Source organism: Acetobacterium wieringae (assembly GCF_026646375.1).
Lineage (GTDB): Bacteria > Bacillota > Clostridia > Eubacteriales > Eubacteriaceae > Acetobacterium > Acetobacterium wieringae_A.
On sequence record NZ_JAIPPU010000007.1, the window covers coordinates 1 to 25,787 of the forward strand.

22 protein-coding genes are annotated in these 25,787 nt (G+C 44.8%); 21 read left to right on the forward strand and 1 reads right to left on the reverse strand.

Going from position 1 to position 25,787, the window contains the following annotated elements:
• Positions 1-141 precede the first annotated feature (141 nt).
• From Q7P33_RS07790 to Q7P33_RS07875, 18 genes are all read left to right on the forward strand, one after another.
• Positions 142-1,446: an ATP-binding protein gene (locus tag Q7P33_RS07790; RefSeq protein ID WP_303869034.1), complete on the forward strand. Its 1,305-nt coding sequence runs from the start codon at positions 142-144 to the stop codon at positions 1,444-1,446.
• 586 nt (positions 1,447-2,032) lie between these two features.
• Positions 2,033-2,839 (forward strand): MBL fold metallo-hydrolase, encoded by an 807-nt coding sequence (locus Q7P33_RS07795; protein WP_303869036.1) that lies wholly within the window; start codon positions 2,033-2,035, stop codon positions 2,837-2,839.
• Positions 2,840-3,077: 238 nt separating this feature from the next.
• Entirely contained in the window at positions 3,078-4,241 is a 1,164-nt protein-coding gene (locus Q7P33_RS07800; protein ID WP_303869037.1) for an iron-containing alcohol dehydrogenase, read from the forward strand.
• A 41-nt stretch (positions 4,242-4,282) separates the two neighbouring features.
• A complete protein-coding gene (locus Q7P33_RS07805; RefSeq protein ID WP_303869038.1) occupies positions 4,283-6,082 on the forward strand; it encodes an aldehyde ferredoxin oxidoreductase family protein in 1,800 nt (599 codons plus the stop codon).
• A gap of 106 nt (positions 6,083-6,188) precedes the next feature.
• Positions 6,189-6,356 (forward strand): hypothetical protein, encoded by a 168-nt coding sequence (locus Q7P33_RS07810; protein ID WP_303869039.1) that lies wholly within the window; start codon positions 6,189-6,191, stop codon positions 6,354-6,356.
• A 265-nt stretch (positions 6,357-6,621) separates the two neighbouring features.
• Positions 6,622-7,629, forward strand: a complete 1,008-nt coding sequence (locus Q7P33_RS07815; RefSeq protein ID WP_303869041.1) for a uroporphyrinogen decarboxylase family protein — start codon at positions 6,622-6,624, stop codon at positions 7,627-7,629.
• A gap of 149 nt (positions 7,630-7,778) precedes the next feature.
• Entirely contained in the window at positions 7,779-8,573 is a 795-nt protein-coding gene (locus Q7P33_RS07820) for an epoxyqueuosine reductase (RefSeq protein WP_303869043.1), read from the forward strand.
• 18 nt (positions 8,574-8,591) lie between these two features.
• Positions 8,592-9,524: a DUF1848 domain-containing protein gene (locus Q7P33_RS07825; RefSeq protein ID WP_303869044.1), complete on the forward strand. Its 933-nt coding sequence runs from the start codon at positions 8,592-8,594 to the stop codon at positions 9,522-9,524.
• 155 nt (positions 9,525-9,679) lie between these two features.
• Entirely contained in the window at positions 9,680-10,297 is a 618-nt protein-coding gene (locus tag Q7P33_RS07830; RefSeq protein WP_303869046.1) for a carboxymuconolactone decarboxylase family protein, read from the forward strand.
• A 216-nt stretch (positions 10,298-10,513) separates the two neighbouring features.
• Entirely contained in the window at positions 10,514-11,779 is a 1,266-nt protein-coding gene (locus Q7P33_RS07835) for a 2-hydroxyacyl-CoA dehydratase family protein (protein ID WP_303869048.1), read from the forward strand.
• Complete coding sequence (locus Q7P33_RS07840) at positions 11,776-13,602, forward strand: 4Fe-4S binding protein (protein ID WP_303869050.1); 1,827 nt, start codon at positions 11,776-11,778, stop codon at positions 13,600-13,602. The genes Q7P33_RS07835 and Q7P33_RS07840 overlap by 4 nt, the downstream gene beginning before the upstream one ends.
• On the forward strand, positions 13,583-14,947 hold the full coding sequence (locus tag Q7P33_RS07845) for a 2-hydroxyacyl-CoA dehydratase subunit D (RefSeq protein ID WP_303869052.1): 1,365 nt from the start codon (positions 13,583-13,585) through the stop codon (positions 14,945-14,947). Before Q7P33_RS07840 ends, Q7P33_RS07845 begins: the two co-directional genes overlap by 20 nt.
• 127 nt (positions 14,948-15,074) lie before the next feature.
• Positions 15,075-15,863, forward strand: coding sequence for an acyl-CoA dehydratase activase (locus tag Q7P33_RS07850; protein ID WP_303869055.1), 789 nt, complete (start codon positions 15,075-15,077; stop codon positions 15,861-15,863).
• Positions 15,863-16,561 carry a sulfite exporter TauE/SafE family protein gene (locus Q7P33_RS07855; RefSeq protein WP_303869056.1) on the forward strand — a complete coding sequence of 233 codons (699 nt, stop codon included), beginning with the start codon at positions 15,863-15,865 and terminating at the stop codon, positions 16,559-16,561. The genes Q7P33_RS07850 and Q7P33_RS07855 overlap by 1 nt, the downstream gene beginning before the upstream one ends.
• An 11-nt stretch (positions 16,562-16,572) precedes the next feature.
• Positions 16,573-17,082: a hypothetical protein gene (locus Q7P33_RS07860; RefSeq protein WP_303869058.1), complete on the forward strand. Its 510-nt coding sequence runs from the start codon at positions 16,573-16,575 to the stop codon at positions 17,080-17,082.
• Positions 17,083-17,396: 314 nt separating this feature from the next.
• On the forward strand, positions 17,397-18,650 hold the full coding sequence (locus Q7P33_RS07865) for a DNA polymerase IV (protein ID WP_303869061.1): 1,254 nt from the start codon (positions 17,397-17,399) through the stop codon (positions 18,648-18,650).
• 15 nt (positions 18,651-18,665) lie between these two features.
• Positions 18,666-18,908, forward strand: a complete 243-nt coding sequence (locus tag Q7P33_RS07870; protein WP_175440961.1) for a hypothetical protein — start codon at positions 18,666-18,668, stop codon at positions 18,906-18,908.
• Positions 18,909-18,921: 13 nt separating this feature from the next.
• A complete protein-coding gene (locus tag Q7P33_RS07875) occupies positions 18,922-19,212 on the forward strand; it encodes a nitrous oxide-stimulated promoter family protein (protein ID WP_303869063.1) in 291 nt (96 codons plus the stop codon).
• A gap of 30 nt (positions 19,213-19,242) precedes the next feature.
• Here the strand turns inward: Q7P33_RS07875 and Q7P33_RS07880 are convergent, their stop codons facing one another.
• Entirely contained in the window at positions 19,243-21,609 is a 2,367-nt protein-coding gene (locus Q7P33_RS07880) for an ATP-dependent DNA helicase (protein ID WP_303869065.1), read from the reverse strand.
• A 767-nt stretch (positions 21,610-22,376) separates the two neighbouring features.
• On the opposite strand from Q7P33_RS07880, the gene Q7P33_RS07885 reads away from it, so the two are divergent.
• The 3 genes from Q7P33_RS07885 to Q7P33_RS07895 all read left to right on the forward strand — a co-directional run bounded on the left by Q7P33_RS07885 (position 22,377) and on the right by Q7P33_RS07895 (position 25,776).
• On the forward strand, positions 22,377-22,880 hold the full coding sequence (locus Q7P33_RS07885) for a GNAT family N-acetyltransferase (RefSeq protein ID WP_303869067.1): 504 nt from the start codon (positions 22,377-22,379) through the stop codon (positions 22,878-22,880).
• An 814-nt stretch (positions 22,881-23,694) separates the two neighbouring features.
• A complete protein-coding gene (locus Q7P33_RS07890) occupies positions 23,695-25,062 on the forward strand; it encodes an MFS transporter (RefSeq protein WP_303869069.1) in 1,368 nt (455 codons plus the stop codon).
• Between the two features lie 84 nt (positions 25,063-25,146).
• The gene (locus Q7P33_RS07895) at positions 25,147-25,776 is read left to right on the forward strand and encodes a corrinoid protein (RefSeq protein WP_303869071.1); all 630 of its coding nucleotides are present in this window, start codon (positions 25,147-25,149) and stop codon (positions 25,774-25,776) included.
• Positions 25,777-25,787: the final 11 nt, after the last annotated feature.

Here is a 25,787-nt window from a genome sequence, read left to right on the forward strand (position 1 = left end):
AGGAGTCATAACTAACGTTTTTTCATTTTGTGTCTTGACAAGCGTGTACATTATAATTCATCGTAAAAAATGTTATTATTAACAAATATTCGTCGCAATATGTGTTAAAATAGATTAGAATACTAAAATGAGGTGATTAAAATGGAACGACTAGCAATGGAACAGCTCAATAAATGGAAACTGAAGAAAAACAAAAAGCCTCTTATTATTAGAGGGGCTCGGCAGGTCGGTAAAACCTGGTTGATGAAAAACTTTGGCCAGAAAACCTATGATTACGTTGTTTATATCAATTTTGATAATAATCAGCAGATGCAGGATCTGTTTGAAGCCAATATGAAAATTGAACGGATAATCACAGGTCTGGAACTTTATTCAGGTAATAAGATTGATCCCGAAAATACACTGCTTATTTTTGATGAAATACAGGAAGTGCCCAAGGCATTGACATCCTTAAAGTATTTTAATGAAAATGCACCGGAATATCAAATTATCTGTGCTGGGTCATTGTTGGGGGTTGCTTTACACCAGGGGACATCATTCCCAGTTGGCAAGGTAGAATTTCTTGACCTCTATCCCTTGTCCTTTACAGAATTTATGAAAGCTATGGGAAAAGAACAATTTGTAGAACTCATCAAAAAAGGCGATTATGAGCTGGCGAACACATTTAAACAGGAATACATTGACTTGCTCAAATATTACTATTTTGTTGGTGGAATGCCGGAAGTCGTCGTCAACTTTGTAAATGATCAGGATTTTAATGAGGCAAGAGAGATACAGAAGCGAATCCTTACCGCCTACGAGCAGGATTTTTCGAAACATGCTCCAAATGAAGTGATCCCACGGATTCGAATGTTATGGAATAATATTCCGTCCCAGCTCACCAAAGAAAATAAGAAGTTTATCTATGGTCTGGTTAAAGAAGGGTCACGGGCAAAAGACTATGAAATGGCGATGCTCTGGCTGACCGATTGTGGTCTTGTTCACAAAGTCCAACGGGTAACAACACCTGGTCTGCCATTAAAGGCCTATGAAGACTTGAAAGCATTCAAACTGTTCATCTTGGACGTTGGTTTACTATCTTGTATGGTTAGACTGAATCAAACAGTTCTCCTAGATGGTAATGATCTGTTCAAAGAGTTTAAAGGTGCTTTGACAGAGCAATATGTTCTCCAGCAGTTAAAAACGCTTGAAGGCATTGAAACCTATTACTGGACAAATGATCGAGGAAGTGCCGAAATTGATTTTCTTGTTGATAATGGAAGCGATGTGTTTCCCATTGAGGTTAAAGCTGAGACCAATTTGAAAGCTAAAAGCTTGAGAACCTATCATGAAAAATTCAGTCCCGAAATCTCAATTCGCACCTCGATGATGGATTATAAGCAGGAAGAATGGCTGATTAATTTTCCTTTGTGGGCAATCAATACATTGGAAATGAAGTTATCTTAAATAAAATAAAAAACAGCCCAAGAACGATCTTGATATGATCATGTAAAGGTAGTTTATTAAAGCAGTGAATTAATATGTTATAGGATAAAAAGCAACAATTTGATTCAAGTGATCAATATGGTAGGGGGCGCTGGTTCAAGTTAAAATGTGAACATTTTTTTATGCAATTAACCTCACTTGTGTTATATATAAGGTTTGCAAAGTACGTAAATGGTATTGTCGAAAATATGTTTAATACTATTGAATTAGGTTAATAAGTAACGATTAAGAATTGAGAATTTTGCCCCCTTTTTTGCCCATTAATCGCAGCGAAAAATGGGCAAAAGCAGATAAAGACAACAAACAAAACGGCGGTATATCAACAAATGAATAATTTAATCCAATGAGGCTACGAACCGGAAGGTCGGGGGTTCGAATCCCTCATGGCACGCCATAAATCTGAGTGTAATCCCATTTGAAAGTTTCTTGTGAATGGGATTTTTTATTCGGCCATGTGTTGCCCCCTGATTGATCTTTGTAGTTGATCGTGGTATAGTGAATCCAGCGACGTAACGGCTAATGAACGCTGTTAAAAGGGAGGAACAACGTGAACGAACGCTTAATTATTCTCGGAACCGGCAATGCGGCGGTGACCCGGTGTTATAATACCTGCTTTGCGATCCAAAAGGGCGAGGACTATTTTCTGGTTGATACCGGCGGCGGCAACGGTATTCTGACCCAGTTGGAGCGGGCCAACATCAGTCTGACACAGATCCATGAGGTCTTTATCAGTCATGGACATACCGACCACCTGCTGGGGCTGATTTGGCTGATCCGGATGATCACCGCCCAGATCAAAAGCGGCCACTATCAGGGCCAGCTGACCATTTACTGTCACGCCGAGCTGAAGAAAACGGCGCTGACAATTGTCAAACTGATGCTGCCGGAGAAATTTGTCAAGCTGATCGGCGATAAAGTGGTATTTAAGATTGTCAAGGATGGTCAAACCAAGAAAATCCTCGGCAATAAGGTGACTTTTTTTGACATTCAGTCCGACAAAGCTAAGCAGTTCGGCTTTGCGATGACGCTGTCGTCGGGGCGGCGGCTGACCTTTTTGGGTGACGAGCCCTATCACGAACACGAGTATTCGTATGCTTTTGGGACGGACTGGTTGCTCCATGAGGCCTTCTGTCTTTATGCCGAACGGGAGCGCTTCAAACCTTATGATAAGGCCCATACTACAGTTAAGGATGCCTGCGAAATTGGATCACGGCTGGCCGCAGCCAACCTGCTGCTTTATCATACCGAAGACCGTAATTTGGCCCAACGCAAGACGCTTTATACCGCCGAGGGGGCACCGTTTTTCAGTGGCAAGCTGCTGGTGCCGGATGACTTGGAAGAATTTGAACTTTGAGTTAAAACATCAGAGAAAAACCATCGATATCATGAAGCGGTGGTTTTTCTTATTTTTTTTAAGAATATGTGATATTTACAAAAATTGTGGTAAGTAAACACAAGAAGAAAACGTTTGCAAACAAGCGTCTTCTTCAAGAACAAGCCAATGGAGGTGATGCCGGTTTAAGATAGGCGGGGTTTGGTCAAACGGATTCAGGTTACAAAATAAAAGAAAGAATTCAAGGAGGTACTTTATTATGGCAGTTGCAGATCAAGTATTTGGGTTTTTTATGCCCGTCGTGAATTTGATGGGACCGGGTTCAGTGAAAGAAGTAGGTGCTCAGGCAAAGTCTCTCGGTTTGAAAAAGGCTTTAATTGTCACTGATGCTGGCCTGGAAAAAATGGGTGTCGCCGACCAGGTTAAAGATATCATTGAAGCGGCTGGTCTAAAAGTAGTTGTTTTTGCTGGTGCGCAGCCAAATCCGACGGACATCAATGTACACGATGGCTTAGAGATCTTCAAGGGAAATAAATGTGATTTAATCGTCTCTTTAGGTGGTGGATCGTCTCATGATTGTGCCAAAGGTATTGGTCTGGTGGCCGGAAACGGCGGCCATATCCGCGATTTTGAAGGTGTCAACAAAAGCAAAAAGGCGATGAAACCGCTGATTGCGATCAACACCACTGCTGGCACCGCCAGTGAGATGACCCGATTCTGTATTATCACCAACACCGATACTCACGTTAAGATGGCCATCGTGGATTGGCGATGTACGCCGACGATTTCGGTGAATGACCCGGTCATGATGATGGGGATGCCGCCGGGATTAACGGCCGCTACCGGAATGGATGCCCTAACCCATTCAGTCGAAGCTTATATGTCGACCATAGCCACCCCGGTTACCGATGCTGCGGCCCTGATGTCAATCAAACTGATTGGTGAAAATCTCCGTCAGGCGGTTGCCAACGGTCAGAACTTTGAGGCTCGAAACAATATGGCCTACGCTCAATTCCTGGGCGGAATGGCATTTAATAACGCCAGCTTGGGTTATGTTCATGGCATGGCCCATCAATTAGGTGGCTTTTATGATCTTCCACATGGTGTTTGCAATGCGATCTTATTGCCGCATGTTCAGCGCTTTAATTTAAACAGCAATCCGAAACGACTGGCTGACATTGCCGTCGCTCTGGGTGAAAACATTAGTGGCCTGTCAGTCAGAGATGCGGCCGAAAAAGGTCTCGATGCGATTGTTCAGTTGTCTCAGGATATCGGCATTCCCGCAGGACTGGCGGTGTTGGGAGCCAAAGAAGAAGATTTCGAAATAATGGCTATCAATGCTATGAAAGACGCTTGCAGTGCTACGAATCCTCGACAGGCCAAGCTGGAAGACGTCATCCAGATCTTTAAAAACGCTTTGTAAAAACTTAAAATTTTTGATAAATAATGTCTAGGAGGCATATCATGTTTGGTTATATGGGAAAAATATTGCGTGTTAATTTGACCACCAGTGAAGTGACAACCGAAGCACTTGATTTTGAGCTGGCCAAGAAATTTATTGGTGGTCGCGGTTTAGGTACAAAGCTGTATATGGATGAGGTTGATCCCAAGGTCGATCCGTTTGCGGCGGAAAACAAAATCATTTTCATCAATGGACCTTTATCCGGAACCGCAACCCCTACCGGCGGCCGTTATATGGTGGTTACCAAATCGCCGTTGACCGGTTGTATCGCATCATCAAACTCTGGGGGAGAGTGGGGGGCATATCTGAAATATGCCGGTTATGATGCCGTGATTGTAGAAGGTAAGGCCAGTTTGCCGGTTTATCTTAATATCGATGAAGAAAAGGCAGAAATCTTGCCGGCTTTGGATCTGTGGGGCAAATATACGACAGAAGCCAGCGACATGCTTGCAGAAAAACATCCCGGTTCAAAGGTATTGCTGATTGGGCCAGCGGGTGAAAAACTGTCACAGATGGCCGCCGTTATGAATGAAAAAGATCGAGCTGCCGGCCGTTCTGGCGTTGGTGCGGTAATGGGGGCAAAGAACCTGAAAGCCATTACCGTTAACGGAAAATTAAAACCGGAAATTGCCAACCCGGAAGGATTAAAAGCAGTTACTAAAGAATGCCGGACTCTCCTAAAAGAAAATGGTGTTACCGGTGGCGGACTGCCAACCTATGGAACCGCGGTCCTGGTTAATATTATCAATGAACATGGGGTCTATCCGACCAAAAATTTCCAGGAAGGCGTTGATCCCGGGGCTGAAGCTGTCAGTGGTGAAACCCTGACTGAAAAATACCTACTCAAGCGAAATCCTTGCCATCATTGTCCGATTGGCTGTGGTCGCTGGGTTAAAAGCGACAAGAGCCCTGATGGCATTGGCGGACCGGAATACGAAACCTTGTGGGTATTTGCCGGCGATCTGGGAATTGATGATATGGAAGTGGTAATTGATGCCAACTACTGGTGTAATGAATTGGGTCTTGATACGATCTCGGCTGGAGCAACTCTGGCAGCAGCCATGGAACTCTACCAACGGGGAATTATCACTGACGAAATGTTGGATGATGATGTAATCCTGAAATTCGGTAATCCGGATGCTGTTGTCCATTGGATCAAAAAAATGGGTAATCGGGAAGGTTTTGGCGACTTGTTGGCTCGAGGTTCCTACCGACTGGCTGATTACTTTGGTGCTCCTGAATATTCGATGTCGGTTAAAAAGCAGGATTTACCGGCGTATGATCCCCGGGGGATTCAGGGGATGGGTCTGCAATATGCAACCTCCAACCGGGGTGGCTGCCATGTGCGGGGCTACCTGATTTCACCGGAAATTCTTGGCTTACCCGAAAAACTGGATCGATTTGATCTGGCTGGTAAAGAAGTTTGGGCAAAAGTATTCCAGGATCTTACCGCGGTGATTGACTCCACCGGCTTATGCCTGTTTACCTCGTTTGCATTGGGGGCCCAGCAATACGCTGATATGCTTAATGAAGTGTTGGGTACCAACTGGACTGCCGACGACGTGCTACTGGCTGGTGAACGGATCTGGAATCTGGAAAAACTGTTTAATCTGGAAGCAGGTGTTTCATCCGATGAAGATACCTTACCACCACGGTTGTTGGAAGAAGCCATGCCCGATGGACCAGCCAAAGGCTGGGTTCATAAACTGGATGAATTGCTGCCACTGTACTATAAAGAACGGGGCTGGGATGAAGATGGGATTCCTACCGATGAACGGCTCAAAAAATTAGGTTTATTGTAAAATAAGTATCAGCAGGGACGACCATCGGTCGTCCCTTTTCGGTTTAGACTTTAGTCAGTGGCATGGATTGTCGATAGGCTACTATCGAGAGATAATCCAGTGACGGATGGATTCGAATGTTGCGGTGCCTGGTGATGTGTACAATCAAATGGCTGATCTGCGGAAACAGCTGGATCAGAAGGAGCTAAAAACAGTCTTATTTACTGATGCATTAAAAAATAACTCTGGGAAATATAACGAAAAAATCCGATCAATGGGGGTGATAGCAAATTAGATTATCAAACGGCAAACATAGACGATTTCTTAATTATATTTAAAAGGGTAGAATGATTGAAGAATGACCCATTTGATCAGAAAAAAGAAGATATTTTCTTGATTTTTAAAAGCCCATTAAAAAGCCGATGATAACGTCATCAAAAATATATTTAACCGGTTAAATATTTGCTTGCTATTGATTAAAACTGATGATATAATCTATTTTACAAATATATATGTATTTAAATTATGCAACGCTAATATTTTGTAGGAGGAAATGATTTATGCTAACGAAACGACAGAACTTATTGGAAACGATTAAAGGTGGCAATCCTGACCGCTTTGTCAATCAGTACGAGGCCTTTGTCTGTACTGATGCCATTTACGGAATGATAATGGGGGATCCGATTACGGCTCAAGGCGGTTTTCCGATGCCTGGCGGCGAACCGGTCAAAAATGCCTGGGGTATCACCTTCGCTTGGCCAGCCGGCACTCCCGGAGCCTTTCCCTTACACGATAAGGATCACAAGGTTCTTCAGGATATCACAAAATGGCGGGATGTCGTAAAAGCGCCGGAAACCGATCTGCCAGCCGAAGCCTGGGCACCCTTTTTGCCAGCCGTTGAAGCGATTGATCGCAACGAAGTATTTGCGACTGTCTTTGTGGCCCCCGGAGTTTTTGAACAATGTCATCATTTAATGGGGATGGAAGATTGTCTAATGGGTTTCTATGAAGAACCGGAAGAAATGCATGCCTTGATCGACTACATTGTTGACTATGAACTCCGCTATGCTGCTGAACTGATCAAATATTACAAACCGGATTGTCTTTTCCATCACGATGATTGGGGCAGCTCGCTGAATTCGTTCATGGCTCCTGATATGTTTGCAGAGTTTATTGTTCCGGCCTATAAAAAAATCTACGGTTTTTATAAAGCCAACGGCGTCGAACTGGTGGTTCATCACAGCGATTCCTATGCCGCCAATCTAGTGCCCCACATGATTGAAATGGGCATTGATATCTGGCAAGGCTGTATTTCTAACAACAATGTTCCTGAACTGATTAAAAAGTATGGTGGCCAGATCTCTTTCATGGGCGACATTGATAACTCCCTGATTGACGATGAAAACTGGACACAGGAAAGCGTTGGAGCTGAAGTTCGTAAAGCGGTAGCTCGCTGCGGCAAACACTATTACATCCCATGCATCACACAGGGGGGGCCGGGTAGCGTCTATCCTGGCGTTTATGAAGCTATTACTGCAGAAATTGATCTGATCAACGCCGGTAAATAATAACCGCTGATAAATTAAAACAGCTGGAGAATTTTCTCCGGTTGTTTTTTATTTGTCAGTTTACAAAGATAATTTTTTGTGGTGAAATAAGGGGTAGATTAAGCAGATCAGGACACAAGCGAAAATGGGGAGAAATTGAGGACTTTGAGATGATGAATAAAAAATTTGTGGCTTTGATTACCGACTACGTTAAGAACTATCAGGAAAAGAAACAGACCCGTACCACCTGGCGGGAGCCGGTGATTGGTGTGGCCGCTGCCGCTGATCCCTTATTTCCCAGCTTAAAGGAGCTCATCGGTCCCAATCACGTTCTGCCCGGTGAGCTGGTACCCGGGGCCAAAGCGGTGCTGGTATTCTTTCTGCCTTTTTCCAAAAGCGTTGTGGCGAGTAACATTGCTGGCGAGGAAAGCTCACAAGAATGGGATTACGCCTGCATTGAAACCAATCAACTGATCAATGATTTAAACCGGTTTTTACACGATACCATTGTGGCAATGGGCTATCACGCCTCATTGTTGCCGTCAACCTACAATTATGATGGCGAAAAATTAATCAGTGACTGGTCCCATCGCAGTGTTGCCTATATTGCCGGGATCGGAAAATTCGGTCTCCACAACATGCTGATTACGGAGCAGGGCTGCTGCGGCCGGCTGGGCAGCGTCATCACCGATCTGGAACTGACGCCGACGCTGCGAACTGCAGAAGAATTATGTTTTTACAAGAACAACGGGTTATGCCAAAAGTGTCTGAAAAAATGCGTCAACCAGGCTTTTACGCTGGCCGATAGGAAGGTAGCTTTTGATCGTTATCGCTGTAATGAACAGATCTATGATAAAATCGTCCCCGAATATCCCATCGGCAGCGGCGATGCCTGCGGCAAATGCATGTGTGGTGTGCCCTGTTCATTGGGAATTCCTGGTAAAGCTAAAAAAAGCGACTCATAATTCAAGAAAGGAGTTCTGATGATTCTAAACACCGGTAACCGTACTGACATCCCGGCATTCTACAGTGAATGGTTTTACAATCGCATCCGGGCCGGTTTTGTTCTGGTTCGCAATCCTTATTATCCCCAACAGGTCATCCGCTATCAGTTGACGCCGGAGCTAGTGGATTGTCTGGCCTTCTGTACCAAAAATCCCGCCCCAATGCTGGACCGATTGTTAGAAATCAGTGCCTTTAAACAATTCTGGTTTGTCACCATCACCCCGTACGGCCGGGACATTGAACCCCATGTGCCGGACAAAGCAGCGATCATTGAGGCCTTCAAGCGGCTGTCCAATGCGGTGGGCACCCAGGCAGTGGGCTGGCGCTATGATCCGATTTTTATTTCGAAAAAGTACTCGCTGGATTACCATCTGTACTGTTTTGAGCGGATGGCCAGTAACCTGAAAGGTTACACCGATCACTGTGTCATCAGCTTTATTGATCTTTATCAAAAGACCCGGCGCAATTTTAAGGACGTCCAGGCTGTGAAAAGCTCTGATCGGGCTGCGATCGGCCAGGCCTTTGCCGTCATTGCCCGACAAAACGGGATGACCCTGCGTACCTGTATGGAAGGCTTCGATCTGGGGAAATTTGGGGTGGACTGCTCCGGTTGTATGACTCAGCCAGTGATTGAGCGGGCTATCGGCATCAATTTGAAGATGCCCAAGAACCATCAAACCAGCCGGGAAGGCTGCGACTGTTTGCTGGGCAGCGATATCGGTGTTTACAATAGTTGCGGCCACGGTTGTCGCTACTGCTATGCCAATCACGATATGGAAACGGTCAGGCACAATATGGCCAACCATGATCCATGCTCATCCTTTTTAATCGGTAACGCCGTGGATGGAGATAGTATCAAAGACGCTAAACAGGTTTCATATTTGGATGGACAACTGTCGTTTTTTCGATAAAATGGTAAAGTGGCAAGGATTCGAAGTGACCAGTCGTGGCAAATCCGGATTGGAACATTATTTAGGGTAATCCGTTGAACGGTTCACATAGGCGTACCGTTTAAGTACTTAAAATAATGGTATACAGTCAATATAAAAATAAGCGGAGGTGCACCATGACAATTACGGAAAAAAAAACATTGTCTAAAAATGAGCAAAGCTCAAGATCATTAATTAAACCACCGAAAAAAATCCCGTTATTACTGCGGATTGGATTGTTAATCGCCAAAAATGAAACCGGTAAAGACCTGCTGCCGGCGCGGTTGTTAACCTGGTATCCTCGCGCGGCGATCGGGTCCGGGGTGTTGGAGATGATGACTGCAAAAGGGCAGAACGCGCAGGAACGGCGGTTGCTCAATCTGGTCAGACTTCAGGCCTCGCTGATTTGCTCCTGCACATTTTGCATTGATATGAACGCCGTCGGGATTGTTAAGAATAGCATCACCGAGGATGAACTGGATGTTTTACAGGGGCGTCGGTCTGTTCGGTCGGTTGATAGCTTCAGCCTGCGTGAACTGCTGGCGCTGGAGTATGCCATCAGCCTGTCAAGCACGCCGCCGGATCTGTCGGAGCAGTTCATCAAAAACCTTACCTCGGCATTTAGTGAAGCCGAAATCGTGATGTTGGCCAGTACCATTGCCAGTGTTAATTATTGGGCCCGACTGAATCAGGGCCTGGGCATCCCACCCGCTGGATTCAGCGACCGTTGCTTACTTTATCATCGGGATGAATAATATCAGGATAGCAGTGATGTGACGATTGCTTTGCCGCCCGGAACGCTAAAATATAGCCACTTTTTTCAAACAGAGGATTATAGCCTCTGTTTTTTATCCCTAAAAAGCCAGTCTTCACCCAATCTTCAGATAAGCTTCAAACCATCCACAAACTGTCATACTACAATAGCAACATGAAATGAACATTGAAACACAAATGCTTTTGGAGGTCAGACAATGACAGTTAATTACGAAAAAAACCAGCCGTTTAGCAGCTATGAAAGTGAATACATGGATACCCTGAGAACCTTGTTCAATGAAAACAGCCAGATCGAGGAACTGCGCTATTTTTTAAATACGATCTATCGCTACTTCAAACCGGACAATATGAAAAAGCGCCAGCCCCAGGTGATTGTGCTGGGCAGCAGCATTCCCGAGGAACTGATTTATGCCGCCGGAGCCAAGCCCTTTTGGATACTTGGTGGTAGCCTGGGTACGGTGGCCTGGTCCGACGATTTAGTACCTCGGGATACCGATCCGGTCAGTCGCTCGGTGCTGGGATTTCTGCTGAATGAGCACTTTGATCTCGCCGAAGAAGCGCTGATCATCGTTCCGATCACCTGTGACAGCAGCCGCAAAATGGCTTATCTGCTGAGCAAAGCCGGAAAAAAAGTCGTCACGGTGGATATTCCCCCGGAAAAGGGCGATCCTCTGGCTAGTCTTAAATGGCGGAGCCAGATGGAAAATCTGTCTGACAAACTCAGCGATCATACCGGTCAGCGGCTGACGAAAAAAAAGCTGACTCAGGCTACCCAGCTGGTTGAGGGTGCCCGGAAGCTGATGCGTGATTTTATCCAGGTCTGTCAGGAAAAAGACGGCCTGATTTCTGGGGCGTTACGAATGGCAATTCTGAATTCGTATTATTACTCCACTGATCTTAAAAGCTGGTGCAGCCATCTCCGCAAACTGAATCTGGAACTGTTGGAAAGTCGCCAAGTGATTTATGAAAAGGAAAAAAACAAACCGCAAATCCTGCTGATAGGGTCGCCGGTATATCTGCCCAATTACAAGATTCCTTTTTTGATTGGCGATATTGGTTTGCAAATCGGAGCAGCGCTGGATAGCAGTACTCAAAAAATCTACGCCAGCAGCAGTCAGCATAAAGCCGGTAAACGCGATCCCTTTACAGCGATCATTGAGACCCATTACCGTTATGACTGTTCTTCAGCCTATGCCAAAAATGACATGCTTTATCAAAGTGCGCTTTGGCATTTAAAGCAGGGGCGCATTGAAGGGGTTGTTTTTCATGTGCTGAAAGGTCAGATTGAATATGATTTTGAACTGGAGCGTTTTGAACAGCTATTCGGAACTGCGAATATTCCAGTGTTCCGGCTGGAAACTGACTATCAGTATCAGGATGTGGAACAATTACGAATCAGAATGGAGGCGTTTATGGAAATGCTGGCCCATCATCGCTATCGTGAGGAAAAAAGAGCCGTATGAAAAAAATCTATCAGAATATCAAAAAAACAGTAACGCCGGCGGTCATCCTTGTCTGTGTTGTGTTGATGTTGCTGTCATTATTTGCCTATAACCTGGTGTTCTACCAGTTTAGTACCGATGCCACCGGTTATACCATGGTCACTGCTGTCAGCTCCGAAGAAGCTGGGGAGCAGACCGACACTAGCAGCAAGCTTTATTTCAGTTATGACAATAACCAGATTAGTTTAAATACGATGAGCAATCAGGATGCTTCCGCCGCAACGCTTTATGCACTCAGCGTTAACGGGGTTACCGAAATGACCGCTGATAATATGGCGGTGATGAGTCCGGATTATTTAGGCAGTTTTATTGCCACTCTACCACAACAAACTGCCGATCTCGATGGCGATGGCAGCAGCGAAACGCTTTATCTGGCGGCAAAAACCGATATGGAATTTACCCAGGGCTATCGGCCCACGCCACCAATTTTTGATCATGAACTGTTTCCACTGGAGATCATTTTTACTGATCGAACCACACTTAGTGTATTATTTGAAGGTGAGCCGCTGGCCGATCAAACCGTGACGCTGACTTCACAGCGAAGCGGGACAAGTCAGGTGACCACTAATAGCGCAGGGATTATTGAAGGCGTGTCATTGCTGGATATCCGCAGTGGCATTGCAGTTACCTATGCCGCAGACGACGGCGACAATGTCTATCAGATGAGTTATCAGGTCGAAGATAATACGCTGTTTTCCAGCCGTTACCTGGCAGCAATGACACCGTTTATGATCATTGTGCTGCTTTCGGCCGTCGGCATCATTTTGTGTCTGTGGCTGCGCCGCCGGATTGTCAAAAAAGATCCGGTAATGGGTCGCTTTGCCAATGAGCGAACGAGCTTGGGTCCGGTGGGGACGATGAAAGGACAGCGGAAATTCGGATTTATGACGCTACGCTGGCTCACCATGATCATCAGCTTTTTCACACTGATCTATGGCGGGAAATTACTGGGCCAATGGGTCAATGCGATCGAAATTCCGATTTTTGCCTGCCCTATCAATCAGGATCAGTTGATTGCCAGCAGTTGTTATACGCTGGCCCATTTAAATACCCTGGTTAATCTGAGGTGGTCGGAAATTGGTATCTTTTTAGCCTCGCTGCTGATCTCCATTGTGGTGCTGGGCCGGTTTATCTGTGGCTTTCTGTGTCCCCTGGGACTGGTTCAGGATCTTACCCACGAAACCCGGCAGGGGCTGAAAATTGAAGGGTTGCCCTTGAGTGAAAAACTCTATCGTCAGTTAAAACCAATCAAATGGACGATGTTGCTATTGTTTTTGGGACTCAGTTTTGTTGGCGGTAATTTTTGCGATATCTGTCCGGCAATTACCTTGTCTCCGGCCTTTGCTGGCTTTAAGGTATCGCTGTTTTTAGGGGGCTTCTTCATGATCGTGGTAATTATCGGCGGTTTTTTTAAACGCCGGTTCTTCTGCAATATCTGTCCCCTCGGTTATTTAATCGGATTGGGGCACAAGTTTTCATTGTTCCGCATTAAAAAGGACTGTCAGGCTTGTACCGAATGTGGGGCTTGCTATGAAGCCTGTCCGATGGGGATTAAAACCATCTATACTGAGCGGGAAAAAACCGATGTTACCACAGCCGACTGCATCATGTGTGGTGAATGCATCGATAAATGCCCGGAAAACAAAGCATTGTCAATGAGCTTCAGTGGCCTGAAATTTTACCGGGCATCCCGAAAAACCTTTATGTCCGGTCATAAAAACTCTGAAAAGAAACTGAAACGATTTATCAGGAAAAGAGAAAAAAATGAGTCTGATCAAAAATAAGAGAAATAGCCAAAAAATCGGTTTAGCTGATCATAACGGCGCAGCTGAAAACAAAACCAAAGAGCTGACAGCCATGGAACAACGGCAACGCCAGCGCTTTATTGATAAAGCCACCAAGGTGTCGGGTAAATATCTGCGGCGGCTGGCAGAATTGCCCGGAGCGCCGGCAGCAATACAGCCATTTTTTAAGGTACTCGAAGATATTTATGTTGAAATGAAAAATGTCGAAAGAGCGGCTGATACTAAAACTGTCGGTACTTATTGTGTAATGGTTCCCCATGAGCTGATTTACGCCGTTGGAGCCCAGCCGGTAAAATTATGCAGCGGCAGTTATACCGCCTTTGCGATTGGTGACGATCTGGTGCCCCGGGATGCCTGTCCGTTGATCAAGGCGGTAATGGGTTTTCAAGCCATGGACGTAATGCCGGTTTACCAAGACTGCGCCCTGATGGTAGTGCCGATAACCTGCGACTGCAAAAAGAAAATGGCCGGGATGTTAAAGGAAATGGTTCCAACCTATTCGCTCCATGTGCCGACGTCCAAAAGCGATGACACTGATATGGAGCAGTATGTCCAAGAACTCTACCAGCTGATTCCGGAGCTGGAAGCCGTCACCGGCCAGACGATTAGTTATCAGAGTCTGGCCAAAAGCATTGACGAGATGGGCTTTGCCCAGTATGAAATGTCGAAATTCAATGAGTACAAAAAGCATGTTCCGGCCTTGATTAAAGGCACTCACGCGATGGCTTTAATGAATGCTTTTTCATATATGCCGTTGGCGCAGTGGAGCCAGCAGCTGCATTTGCTTAATCGGGAACTGGCTCGACGCAAAAAAGACAAGCAATTTGTCAGTAAAGATAAGCAGCCCCGGATTATGGTCACCGGGTCACCGATTATTTTCCCGAACATCAAAATCCCGTTGCTGATTGAAGAGACTGGAGGCATTTTGGTAGGGGATGAAACCTGTATGGGTGAGCGTTCGATTTATGATCCCACTGTTGTGGTGGATCAAAGCTTTGACGGTTTAATGCGCTCTCTGGCTAACCGCTACACCCGGCCCTGCACTTGTCCGACCTTTGTTGACAATGACCAGCGGATTTACCGGATCAAACAGATGATTGCCGATCATCAGGTTCAGGGGGTGGTGTACCACGTTTTACGGGGCTGTCTGGTCTATGATTTTGAGTACCAGACCCTTGAGGACGAGCTGGGCAAACTGGGGATTCCGGTAATCCGGGTTGAAAGTGATTATAACGAAGAAGACATTGAGCAATTGCGGATTCGGATCGAGGCCTTTATTGAGCTGATCAAACTGAAAGATCTGGCTGAGCGATCCAAAAAATAGAAATAGCTGGCTAACGGTTGTCCCGACTAATTGTCAAGCAGTTGTTCGCCCCGATACATACAACCTGATATAACGACTGGCGGTAGTCGGTGAGGTTTTGAACAAAACGAGAAAACAGGAGAATAACATGAACAGAAATTATTACGCCGGACTAGACGGCGGATCAACTTACACCAAGGCGGCGCTGATCTGTCAGAATCAAGTGGTCGATGCGATGGTCACCAATACCGGGATTGATAACAATGCCGCCGCCAATAGCTTAATTGAAAAAATGTGTAGCCGCCGGGGGATCCGACGTGCTGAGGTGCGTTATACCATGGCCACCGGCTACAGCCGTAAGGTCTTTGATATCGCTGATGACGATATTTCAGAAATCACTGCCCATGCCTATGGGGTGCGCCTGACTGCGCCCCGGGAATACCGGCCGGGAATGATTATTGATATCGGCGGCCAGGACAGTAAAATCATTTATCTCGACAAAAATTATGCCGTTAAAAACTTTACCATGAACGATAAATGTGCTGCCGGAACCGGTAAATTCATGGAGGTCATTGCTCAGATTCTGGAAACCACCATTGATCAGGTCGGTCCGCTTTCGCTGGAAAGTAAGGCGCCCTGCGACATCAACAGCACCTGCGTAGTTTTTGCCCAGTCGGAAGTGGTTTCGCTGGTGGCCCGGAAATATGATCGCCGGGATATTTTGGCTGGAATGCATTTATCAATGGCTAAACGGATCATCAAAATGATGAAAAAAGCCGAAAAGGGTGGGGATATCCTGATGACCGGCGGAGGCGCCCTGAATATTGGGGTCCACAAAGCCTTTGAAGAAGAAATGATGCGGGATGTTTATGTGGCCAGACATCCGCAGTTTAACGGTGCCATCGGGGCTGCCCTGATTGCCAGCGAGAGGGCCTGATGATGACCCTTACATTACTGATTCCGGTACTGGCTACAGCACTGTCGGTAGGGTTGGGCTGTGGCACCTGCTGCAGTCCGGCAGTTACGGTCTTCTTGTCCAGCTATATCATCACCCATGCTGGTGGGATGAAAAAATCGCTGCTTGAATTTTTAAGTTTTTTTATCGGAAAAATCGCGGCAGTAGTGCTTTTATGCACACTGGCGGCGCTAGTTGGTAGTCAATTTATTGATGCCGCTGGTTATGTATTTGGGGTCAACCTGAGTTTGATTATGGAGCTGGCGATGGTTGCCCTGGGGCTGGTGCTGATTGGCAAATGGCTGATCGATAATCGAAAAAACGCCCGATCAGCCACTAGCTGTTCGGGTTGTGCAGGGGGGAAAAAAGAGCGAAAGGAGGATAAAAAAGGTTTGATCCCGCTGTTTATGGCTGGATTTGCCTATGGAGCCTCCCCCTGTGCTCCGTTGCTGCTGATGATGGGGGTAGCGGTTACCTTGCCGGTTGCCACCGCGGCTCTGGTTGGCGGCGTGTTTGCTGCTGCCAGTACCCTGACCCCGGTGCTGCTGATGGTGCTGCTGTCGGGGATCCTGTCAGCAAAAATCACCAAAGAAATCCCCCAACAGCTGCAGTGGTTTCGGCTCGGTAGTTACGTATTACTAACCTTGTTTTCGATCGGGGCAGTGTTCAATTTGTTTTAAGGAGGTTTTAAATGAAAATCAAAATTATCAAGCAGTTTGGTGCAGCTGTGGCCGCCTTGCTGATCGTCTATGGTACAGTGGCCACTACCTATCGCAGTTATGAACAGGTGATGGCTGCTCAGGTAGAAATTCCCCCGGCGATTGTTGTCAAAAATGCGGCCGCCGACAGCGATACCGAAAGTGTCGTCACAACCGTTGTAGCCAATACCACGACTACGGAAGCGGCAACCACGGAAACCGTTACTGAAATGGTGCCAGAAACAACGACGGATACAACGACACCGGTTGTGGTAGCTGTCACTGAATCCGTCGAAACACCGGCAATTGCTGAAGCTGCGCCCGTCGTGGCTGAACCGGTAGTCACTGAACCGGAACCGGATGTTCCCAGTTTAAGTGAATATCTCTCACAATTCCGCTGCGGCGGATGCGGCAAAAACTGCTCGTTGCTTAATCCCCGTTGTGGCGTGGGTAATCAGAAAGCGCAGCAGACTGAAGCCGAATATTATGCAACCTATAGTTAAAAAAGAGGTTATGATAATAATGATGGAAAATAACTCAGACTATCAAGAAGAATAACGTCGTGTCATCAATCGTTTAACAGCTTGTTTGTCGGCACGAAGTGTGTGCTAGTCGACGACTGAACAATTGGCCGATATGGTCGCTTATCGATCGTCACAAGATCCGTGCCTGCACGGATCTTGTTTTTTGGATTGTTTGCAATAAATTGCTGGTAGAGTGATTAATAATTTAGGCATTGACAAAGCACGGTGAGGGGTATAGAATAGTTGCAGAACATATGTACTAATTTTATCGAGGTGGATTAAAAAGGTGAGTTATGGAACGGATTGTTTTACATTCGGATATCAACAGCTTTTATGCCAATGTGGAATGTCTTTATCATCCGGAGATTAGAGATTTTCCGGTGGCAGTGGGTGGTAATCCGGAAAAACGTCATGGGATTATTCTGGCTAAAAACCAGAAAGCTAAAGCTGCCGGTGTTAAAACTGGGGAGGCTCTGTGGCAGGCCCGGGAAAAATGTCCCGGATTGGTGATTATGCCTCCCAATTATCAATTGTATCTGCGTTTTTCCCGGCTGGCCCGTAAAATCTACAACCGCTATTCGGATCAGGTGGAGTCCTTCGGCCTTGATGAAGCCTGGCTCGATGTCACTAATAGCGCCCGAATTCACGGCAGTGGCCGAGCCATTGCCGAAAAAATCAGTCGGGCCATTCAGGATGAACTGGGTATCACCGTTTCGATTGGCGTTTCCTGGAACAAAATCTTTGCCAAATTTGGCTCGGATTATCAGAAACCGGATGCCATCACAACAATCACCCGGGATAATTTCAAAAAAATTGTCTGGCCCCAGGAAATTGGGGATCTGCTCTATGTGGGGCCAGCCACGAAAAAGAAGCTGATGAAATATGGTATTTATACCATTGGACAATTGGCGCAAACATCCTCAGATTTTCTGGTGCTCCAGTTTGGTAAGATGGGGATGGTGTTATGGCGCTTTGCCAATGGTCTTGATGACAGTCCGGTCAAAGCTTTTGACGAGCAATATAACGGCAACGAACGGATTCTCAAAAGCATCGGTAACAGCATCACCACTCCCCGGGATTTAAAAAACCTGAAGGATGTCAAACTGATCACCTATATGCTGACTGAAAGTGTGGCGATGCGGTTGCGGGAAACCGGATGCTATTGTTTAACAGTAGCAATTCATGTCCGTACCAAAGAACTGCATAGCTTTACCCGGCAAACGAAGCTGGCAAAACCCTCGGATCTGACCCGGGAAATAGCTGAAGCTGCCATTGCCCTGTTTGAAAATAATTATGATTTCAGTTCGGATATCCGTTCCCTGGGGGTGCGGGTCACTGATCTGGTACCGGATTCAACCCCGATTCAGTTGGATGTTTTTGGCAATGAAGCGTTGCGGATCCGTCAGGCTCAACTGGATGATACCGTTGATGATTTACGCAAGCGCTTTGGTAATCTGGTTCTGCGTCGGGCGGTCACTATTGGCGATTCGATGAGCGGCCTGGATCCCAAAAAAGATCATGTCATCCATCCAATTGGATACTTTTAAAGGAGAATTAAGAAAATGGCGATAAAAAAATTTGTCCAGGTGATTGCAAAATTTGAAGAAGATGGCAGAATCATCCCCCTCCAGGTTTTGTGGGAGGACGGTCGGGTTTTTTCGATTGACCGGGTTCTGGATATGCGTCCAGGGGTCTCCCTGAAGGTGGGGGGGCAGGGAATCCGCTATACCTGCCGAATCCAGAATAAGGAAGTCTGTCTCTATTATGAAGAACCTAAATGGTTTGTCGAAAGTAAGGAAAGATAGGAAGTAAAGCCTAATGCCAAAAATAGACCAGGAAAAACGAACCCTCATCGTGATGATTAAAATCTATTGCCGCAAAAAACATCACACCAAGCATCTCTGTGCGGAGTGCCAGGCTCTGTTAAGTTACGCCTTGAACCGATTGGACCATTGCCGCTATGGCGAAAACAAGGGTTTTTGTAAGCACTGTCCAAGCCACTGCTATAATAAAGCGAATCAGCTAAAAATTCGCAAGGTCATGGGTTTTAGCGGCCCACAGCTTATTTTTTATCACCCCATTATGGTTATCAGACATCTGCTGTCGTAGTGCGACAGCAGATGTTTTTTTATGTTAAATTTATGTTTTGGGTGTGGCCCAGAAATCCTGCAGAGCTTTTTTCAGCTCGGCTTCATTACGGATCTGGCGATGGGGAAACCACTCCCGGGGAAATAACTGACGATAGTTAAGGCTGCTGAAACGCTGATCAATCAGAACGATCACGCCCTGGTCGGTTTCGGTTCGAATCACCCGTCCGGCAGCTTGGAGAACCTTGTTCATACCAGGATAGAGGTAGGCATATTGATAGCCGGTGTGTTTTTTTTCATTGAAATAATCCCGAATGATATCACGTTCAAAACAGATCTGGGGCAGACCCACCCCGACGATAATGGCGCCGATCAGACCCTCGTGTTTTAAATCAACCCCTTCGGAAAAGATCCCCCCAAGCACTGCAAAGCCCAGGATTCCGACGGGGGCAGTGTCGGGTACCGGACGGAACTGACCCAGGAATAGCTCCCGGTCGTCCTCATTCATTTCCGGAGCCTGTCGGATGGTGATGATCTCCGGGTAGGTAGCACTAAAAATCTCAAATACTGCATTCATATATTTATAAGAAGGAAAATAGACGATGTAGTTACCCGGTTGTTGATCACGTACCGTTTTGATGTAACTGGCAATGGCAGGGTAAGTTTTTTCACGATTGCGAAAGGTGGTTGAGATGGTATCGGCAATCAGTATTTCCCGGTTTTTAACATCGAAAGGCGATGGCAGATTAATTTTATAGCTGTCAGGATCACCACCGAGAATTTCTGAAAAATAGTCAAGTGGTGACAGGGTGGCAGAAAAGAAGATCACCGCCCGGCCCCGTTTGAGGGCTTCTCCCAGCAAGTGGGAAGGATCCAGACAAAAAAGCTTGATATGGGTATCACCGTTGGTGTTTTCGACGTAGGTTAGAAAGTGGTCATCATAAAACTCGGCAGTGCGCATAAAGGTCAGAGCGTTAAAATACAGTTCCAACAGTTCTTCGTGGCCCGGGGAGCCTTCATTGTTGACTAGCCATACTTCGGCCAGAGCAATCAACTTCATCACCAGCAGTAAGAAATCTTTAGGGGCCTCTTTCTGGTGATAAGGCGAGTCGGTTGTGGCCAGTTTCCGCAGCCCGATCATGTGAGTGTTGAGTTTTCCCAGCGCTTTGGCAAGACTGGGGTTGTTATCTTTAAACAATCGCCTTAGCTCCAGAAATGGTTTTTTATAAAGTTCGGCCGAAAACATTGAGCGGGCCCGATCGACCAGATTATGGGCTTCGTCAATCAAAAAGCTGTAGTCGCCGCCGTTATCGGAAAAAAAACGTTTGAGATAAACCCGGGGATCAAAAACATAGTTGTAATCACAGATCACGCAGTCACTAAAGAGGGTTAAATCCAGTGATAACTCAAAAGGGCAGACCTGATGTATACGCGCATAGCTTTCAATGATGGGCCGGGTCAGGCGGTCTTCCTGATTCAGGATATCCAGCAGTGCAGCATTGACGCGGTCGAAATGGCCCCGGGCGTAAGAGCAGTGATCGGGATCACAGATGGTTTCTTCCTGAAAACAGATTTTGTCCTTGGCGGTCAGGGTGACACTTTTGAAAGCCAATCCCTGACTTGCCATTTTAGCAAAGGCTTCCTCGGCCACCTCCCGGACAATGGTTTTGGCAGTCAGATAAAAAATTTTGGCGGTGTGCCCTTCCGCCATCGACTTGATGGCGGGAAACAGAGTTGATATTGTTTTGCCAATTCCGGTGGGGGCCTGGACAAACAGTTTTTTCTGTTCGGCAATGGTTTTATAAACTGCTATTGCCAGTTCACGCTGACCCTGGCGATAGCACTCAAAGGGAAAAGAAAGAGCCCGGATGGCGGCATTGCGCCGGGTCACCCAGTTGCTGGTCAGAGCAGCCCAGACCAGGTACTGATTGATTAGATCATAAAAGAATGCAGTCAGCTCGGTTTGGGTAAAGATTTTTAGATACTGTTTGATTTCATCGCTGTCCAGCTGAAAATAGGTCAGCTGGACGCTGATTTCCGGTAGCTCATTCTGGATGGCGTAAATATAGGCATAGCATTTGGCCTGAGCCCAATGGGTTTGGCTGTAGTCTTCGTCAATTTGTTCCAGCGGCCGGCTGGTTGACTTAATTTCGTCTACAATAATCCCGGACTCGCTGGTGATGATGCCATCGGCCCGGCCATCGATCCGAAAACAGAAGCCTTCATATTCGAAATGGTGTTTTAGCGATACTTCAGGGGCATAGCCTTTGTCTCGATTATCTTTCTGAACCTTCTGGTGGGCCCGGGTTCCTTCCAGCGCACTGGCGTTGCTGATAAACTGAGAATCGATATTTCCGGAACGGAGGATAAACTCTACCAGATTGCGGACGGATAGTTTTATTTCGGGTTGATTGTTCATTTTTTCACCTGTGATCTTCATAATGACGCTTGGATGTTCTAATTTTATGCTAAATGGTGAAGAAAGTATAGCAAATTTGGTTCCTGATCCAGGGATCAAAGCAGGGAAAGACAATAATTGTCAGAGTAATAATCAGAATTACAAAGCTTAAAAGATACTTAATTATTTCTTTGATGGAGCTCAAAATGATAAAAAAATTAGGGCAAAAAAACTTAATAACTAAAATTATTATGGTGGTACAAGGTCTGAGAATAGTGATTTAATTCATTAAAATGCATTTAAATACAACTATGCTGTTGGGTTTTTTGAGAGAAATATTTTTCATAGTATTAGCCAGTGGTAGGGTACCAATTTGACAGAGCTAGAGGTAACTTAACGTTCAAGATCAATTAGATAGCAGATTTATTTATGTGGAATTGATAAAAAAATAAAAAGTTGATCGACAACGATTAAACAATAGATAAAAAGTATGTTATCAATAAATTGAATTTGATGTAGATACATTAAAGTTACCCGAATAAAATCTATCGAAAAATAACATCTTGATTAAAAATGATTTGTTAATTAACGAACAATATAGTTTCAGCACTACCTCTTGTTTGAGAAATGTCAAACAAGTAAAGGTAATAAATAGTTGCAAAAGGAAAAAATATTGACATAAAATTCCAAAGATGTTAAGCTGATGAAAATTAAAAAGTAAACGAGTACAAATTAGTTTTTTAGAAAAAACTAGAAATCAATGGCGATGATCAAAGGAGGTCAAAAAAATGGAATTTGGATTAAGAGAATGGAAATTGAGTGATGCTGAAAATATTGTTCCTCTGGCCAATAATGAAAAGATAGCAGGAAATTTACGAAATACTTTTCCCTATCCGTACACTCTGGATGATGCCCATCTGTTTATTACCAAAAGTATTCATCAGAACAAAAGAAGACATCTAAACAAGGCGATCACAATCGATGATGTACCAATTGGAGCGATCAGTCTACTGATGCAGGAAGATGTCAGTTGCAAAAGTGGCGAGTTGGGTTTTTGGCTTGGTGAACCCTATTGGGGTCAGGGAATCATGACTGGTTCCATTAAACAGATCTGTGAAAAAGCTTTTGATGAGTCGGATTTGGTCAGAATTTATGCTCGGCCCTTTGCAGATAACCAGAAGGCTCGCAGAACCATTGAAAAAGCAGGTTTTCATTTAGAAGGTGTTTTTCAGAAAAGTATATACAAAAATGGTAAGTTTCAGGATTCCTGCATGTATGCGTTGACGAGATAAAACGGTGCAGTTTATAGTAATTTCATAGAATTACTGAGTAAAGACATTTAAAATAACTAATATCTTCAAAAATTAAAGCGCTTAAAAGGATTTTATGCGAAGTTCTTTCAGAACGAAAACAAACCCGATTACAGGTGGTCAGATCTGTTGTCGGGTTTTATTTTGGTGGCGAAGGTGTTCTGTAAAGTAAGAAAAATATATTAGGATAATTTTTTTGTGCCAGGGTATACATTATATAAGCAAGCGAATATTAATACAGGGGAGTACTTATGAATTTCTTCTTAAATTTTAAAGCCATTAAATAGTATTTTGTAAATTTTGAATGAAAAATAATAATATAATGATATTCAATATTTTGTTGATCGCAGTAAAAATACATAAGATACAAAAAAAACGAATAATAATATAAAAATTTACAGAAGTAAACGAGTACAAAGTTTTTGAAAATAGATTAAATAAAATATTTTACTAAAAAAACATTGACAGGTTCATTGAATACGAGTACAATGATGTTGTAAATAGGTTAGTAATTACAATATTATTTACGATTTACAGAAAAAAATATAGTATCTTCGGTACCGCTATATGAACATATTAACAATGAAGAAAGGCATTGTGAAAAGGATTGCATCGCTTGAAGCAGGTAGGAAGTAGGTAGATATGATGCAAAATAAATTCTGGTAGCGGAGCGATTGGATAGAAGTGTTGCTGTTTGCTTGTTGTTACAGGGCGATTGACTGATCGGACAAATCGTGTTGACAGTTATTTAAGCAGAAATTGTTATTAAAGTTGAAACTAAAAAGGAGAAAGAATTATGAACAAACCGTTAAAAAAGTCGGCTATTAATCTTTACGGATTACCGTCATTTGGGTTTCAGACCTTAGTCAATATTGAAGTCATGTTTTTTGCAGCTTTCCTCACCGACTTTGCAAAAATTCCGTTGGCATTGGTAAGTACCATCTTGTTGGCCACCAGTATTGTTGATATTGTGGCTGTACCAACATCGGGGGTTATTCTGGAAAAAAGCAACATGAAGTGGGGGAAATACCGTTCATGGTTATTGGTTGGTCCTCCCATTGCGGCACTCTTTTATATTTTGCAGTTCTCACAGATTGGTGGAACCTCGGAAATTAATGCTATTATTATCTTTTTAGGATTCGCCATCAGCCATTTGGTTTGGAATACCTTCTATGCTGCTCATATTTCCATGAATAATGCGCTGACCACGGTTCGTGAAGAACGAATCTCGATGGCCAGTAACCGGGGAATGTTCAATGCGGCCGGCGCTCTGGTATTCTCTTACTTTGGGGTAAAAGCTATTGCTGCTATTGGCGCTGGTGTCGGCAATCCGGTTTTAGGTTACACCTATATGGCAGCGATCACTGGTGTGATTATGATTACCTGTAACATCATTTATTTTGTAATCACCAAAGATTATGCTCAAAACGGAACCGAAGCCCAAGCGGGCAAACCGGCTGAAAAGATGTCAGTGGGCGAAATGTTCAAACAAATTGTTGTCAACCCACCATTGATGGGGTTGATGCTGGTGGAACTGGGACGATATTTGGGACGTTTCGTTATTTTTGGAATGGCCTTCTACTACTTTAAATATGTTATCAACGATTTGCCTGGACTGGCATTGTTCATGACCGGATTAACCATTGTCAACTTCTTTGCGGCCATGATTGCGTCACCAATTGCTAAACGACTTGGCGAAAAAAACACCTATCTAATCGCCCTGTCGCTTTTGATTATCGGTTTGCTAATTGTCTGGTTTATGCCGCTTGAAGCAACTGCATTTAAAATCATCATGTTTGTTGCCTATATTGGTTATGGTTTGCCGGATTCTCTGGGTGTGGCAATGTACTCTGCAACCGTTGATTACGGCGACTGGAAAACTGGAAAAAATGCCCGTGGTTTCATCATGTCGCTGATCAGTATGCCAATCAAAGCATCTATTTTCGTCCGTTCGGTTATCATTTCAGCGGTGCTGGCTTCAGTTGGTTATGTTGCTGATATGGCCGTGACTCCAGAACTGATTCAGGGAATTAAAAATGGTTTTGCCCTTTATCCGGCAATCATTATGATTATTGGAATGGTGATGATGTTTGGACTTTATTCATTAACACCAAAACGTATGGAAGAAATTAATAAAGAATTAGCAGAACGCAAACAGGCGTAATTATAACAAGGTGAATTAAAGCGAAGCGATTCACACATCGTTTCGCTTCAAGTTAGACAAATCGATTAAAAAAGGAGAAAAATTATGTCAAAAATAGCAGAAGTCAAAGCAAAGGTTGAAGCTGGAAAATCAAAACTGGTTCCCGGACTGGTACAGGAAGCACTGGACGAAGGCAACTCGCCCGGAGAAATTCTTCAGGCCATGGTTGATTCCATGGGCATTGTTGGGGATAAATTCTCATCTGGCGAAATTTTTGTTCCGGAAATGCTGATTGCCGCCAAAGCCATGTCAAAAGGTGTGGAAGTTTTAAAACCACTTATGGCTGGTGACGGATCTACTTCTTTAGGTACCTGCATTATTGGAACAGTTGCCGGTGACCTTCATGATATTGGTAAAAATTTGGTTTCGATGATGATCGAAAGTGCTGGTTTTGATATGATTGATCTGGGCGTTGATGTCCCCGCTGATACCTTTGTTCAAGCGGTTAAAGATAACGCCAATGTCAAACTGGTAGCCTGTTCCGGTCTATTGACCACGACGATGCCGGCCTTAAAAGAAGCGGTTCAGACCATTAAAGTTGCTTATCCGGAGATGAAAGTGATTGTTGGTGGCGCTCCGGTCACCCCGGAATATGCTGCTGAAGTTGGTGCTGATGGTTATGCGCCTGATGCTGGTAGCGCTGCCGTTAAAGCAAAAGAACTGGTTACTGCATAATAGAAGGAGAG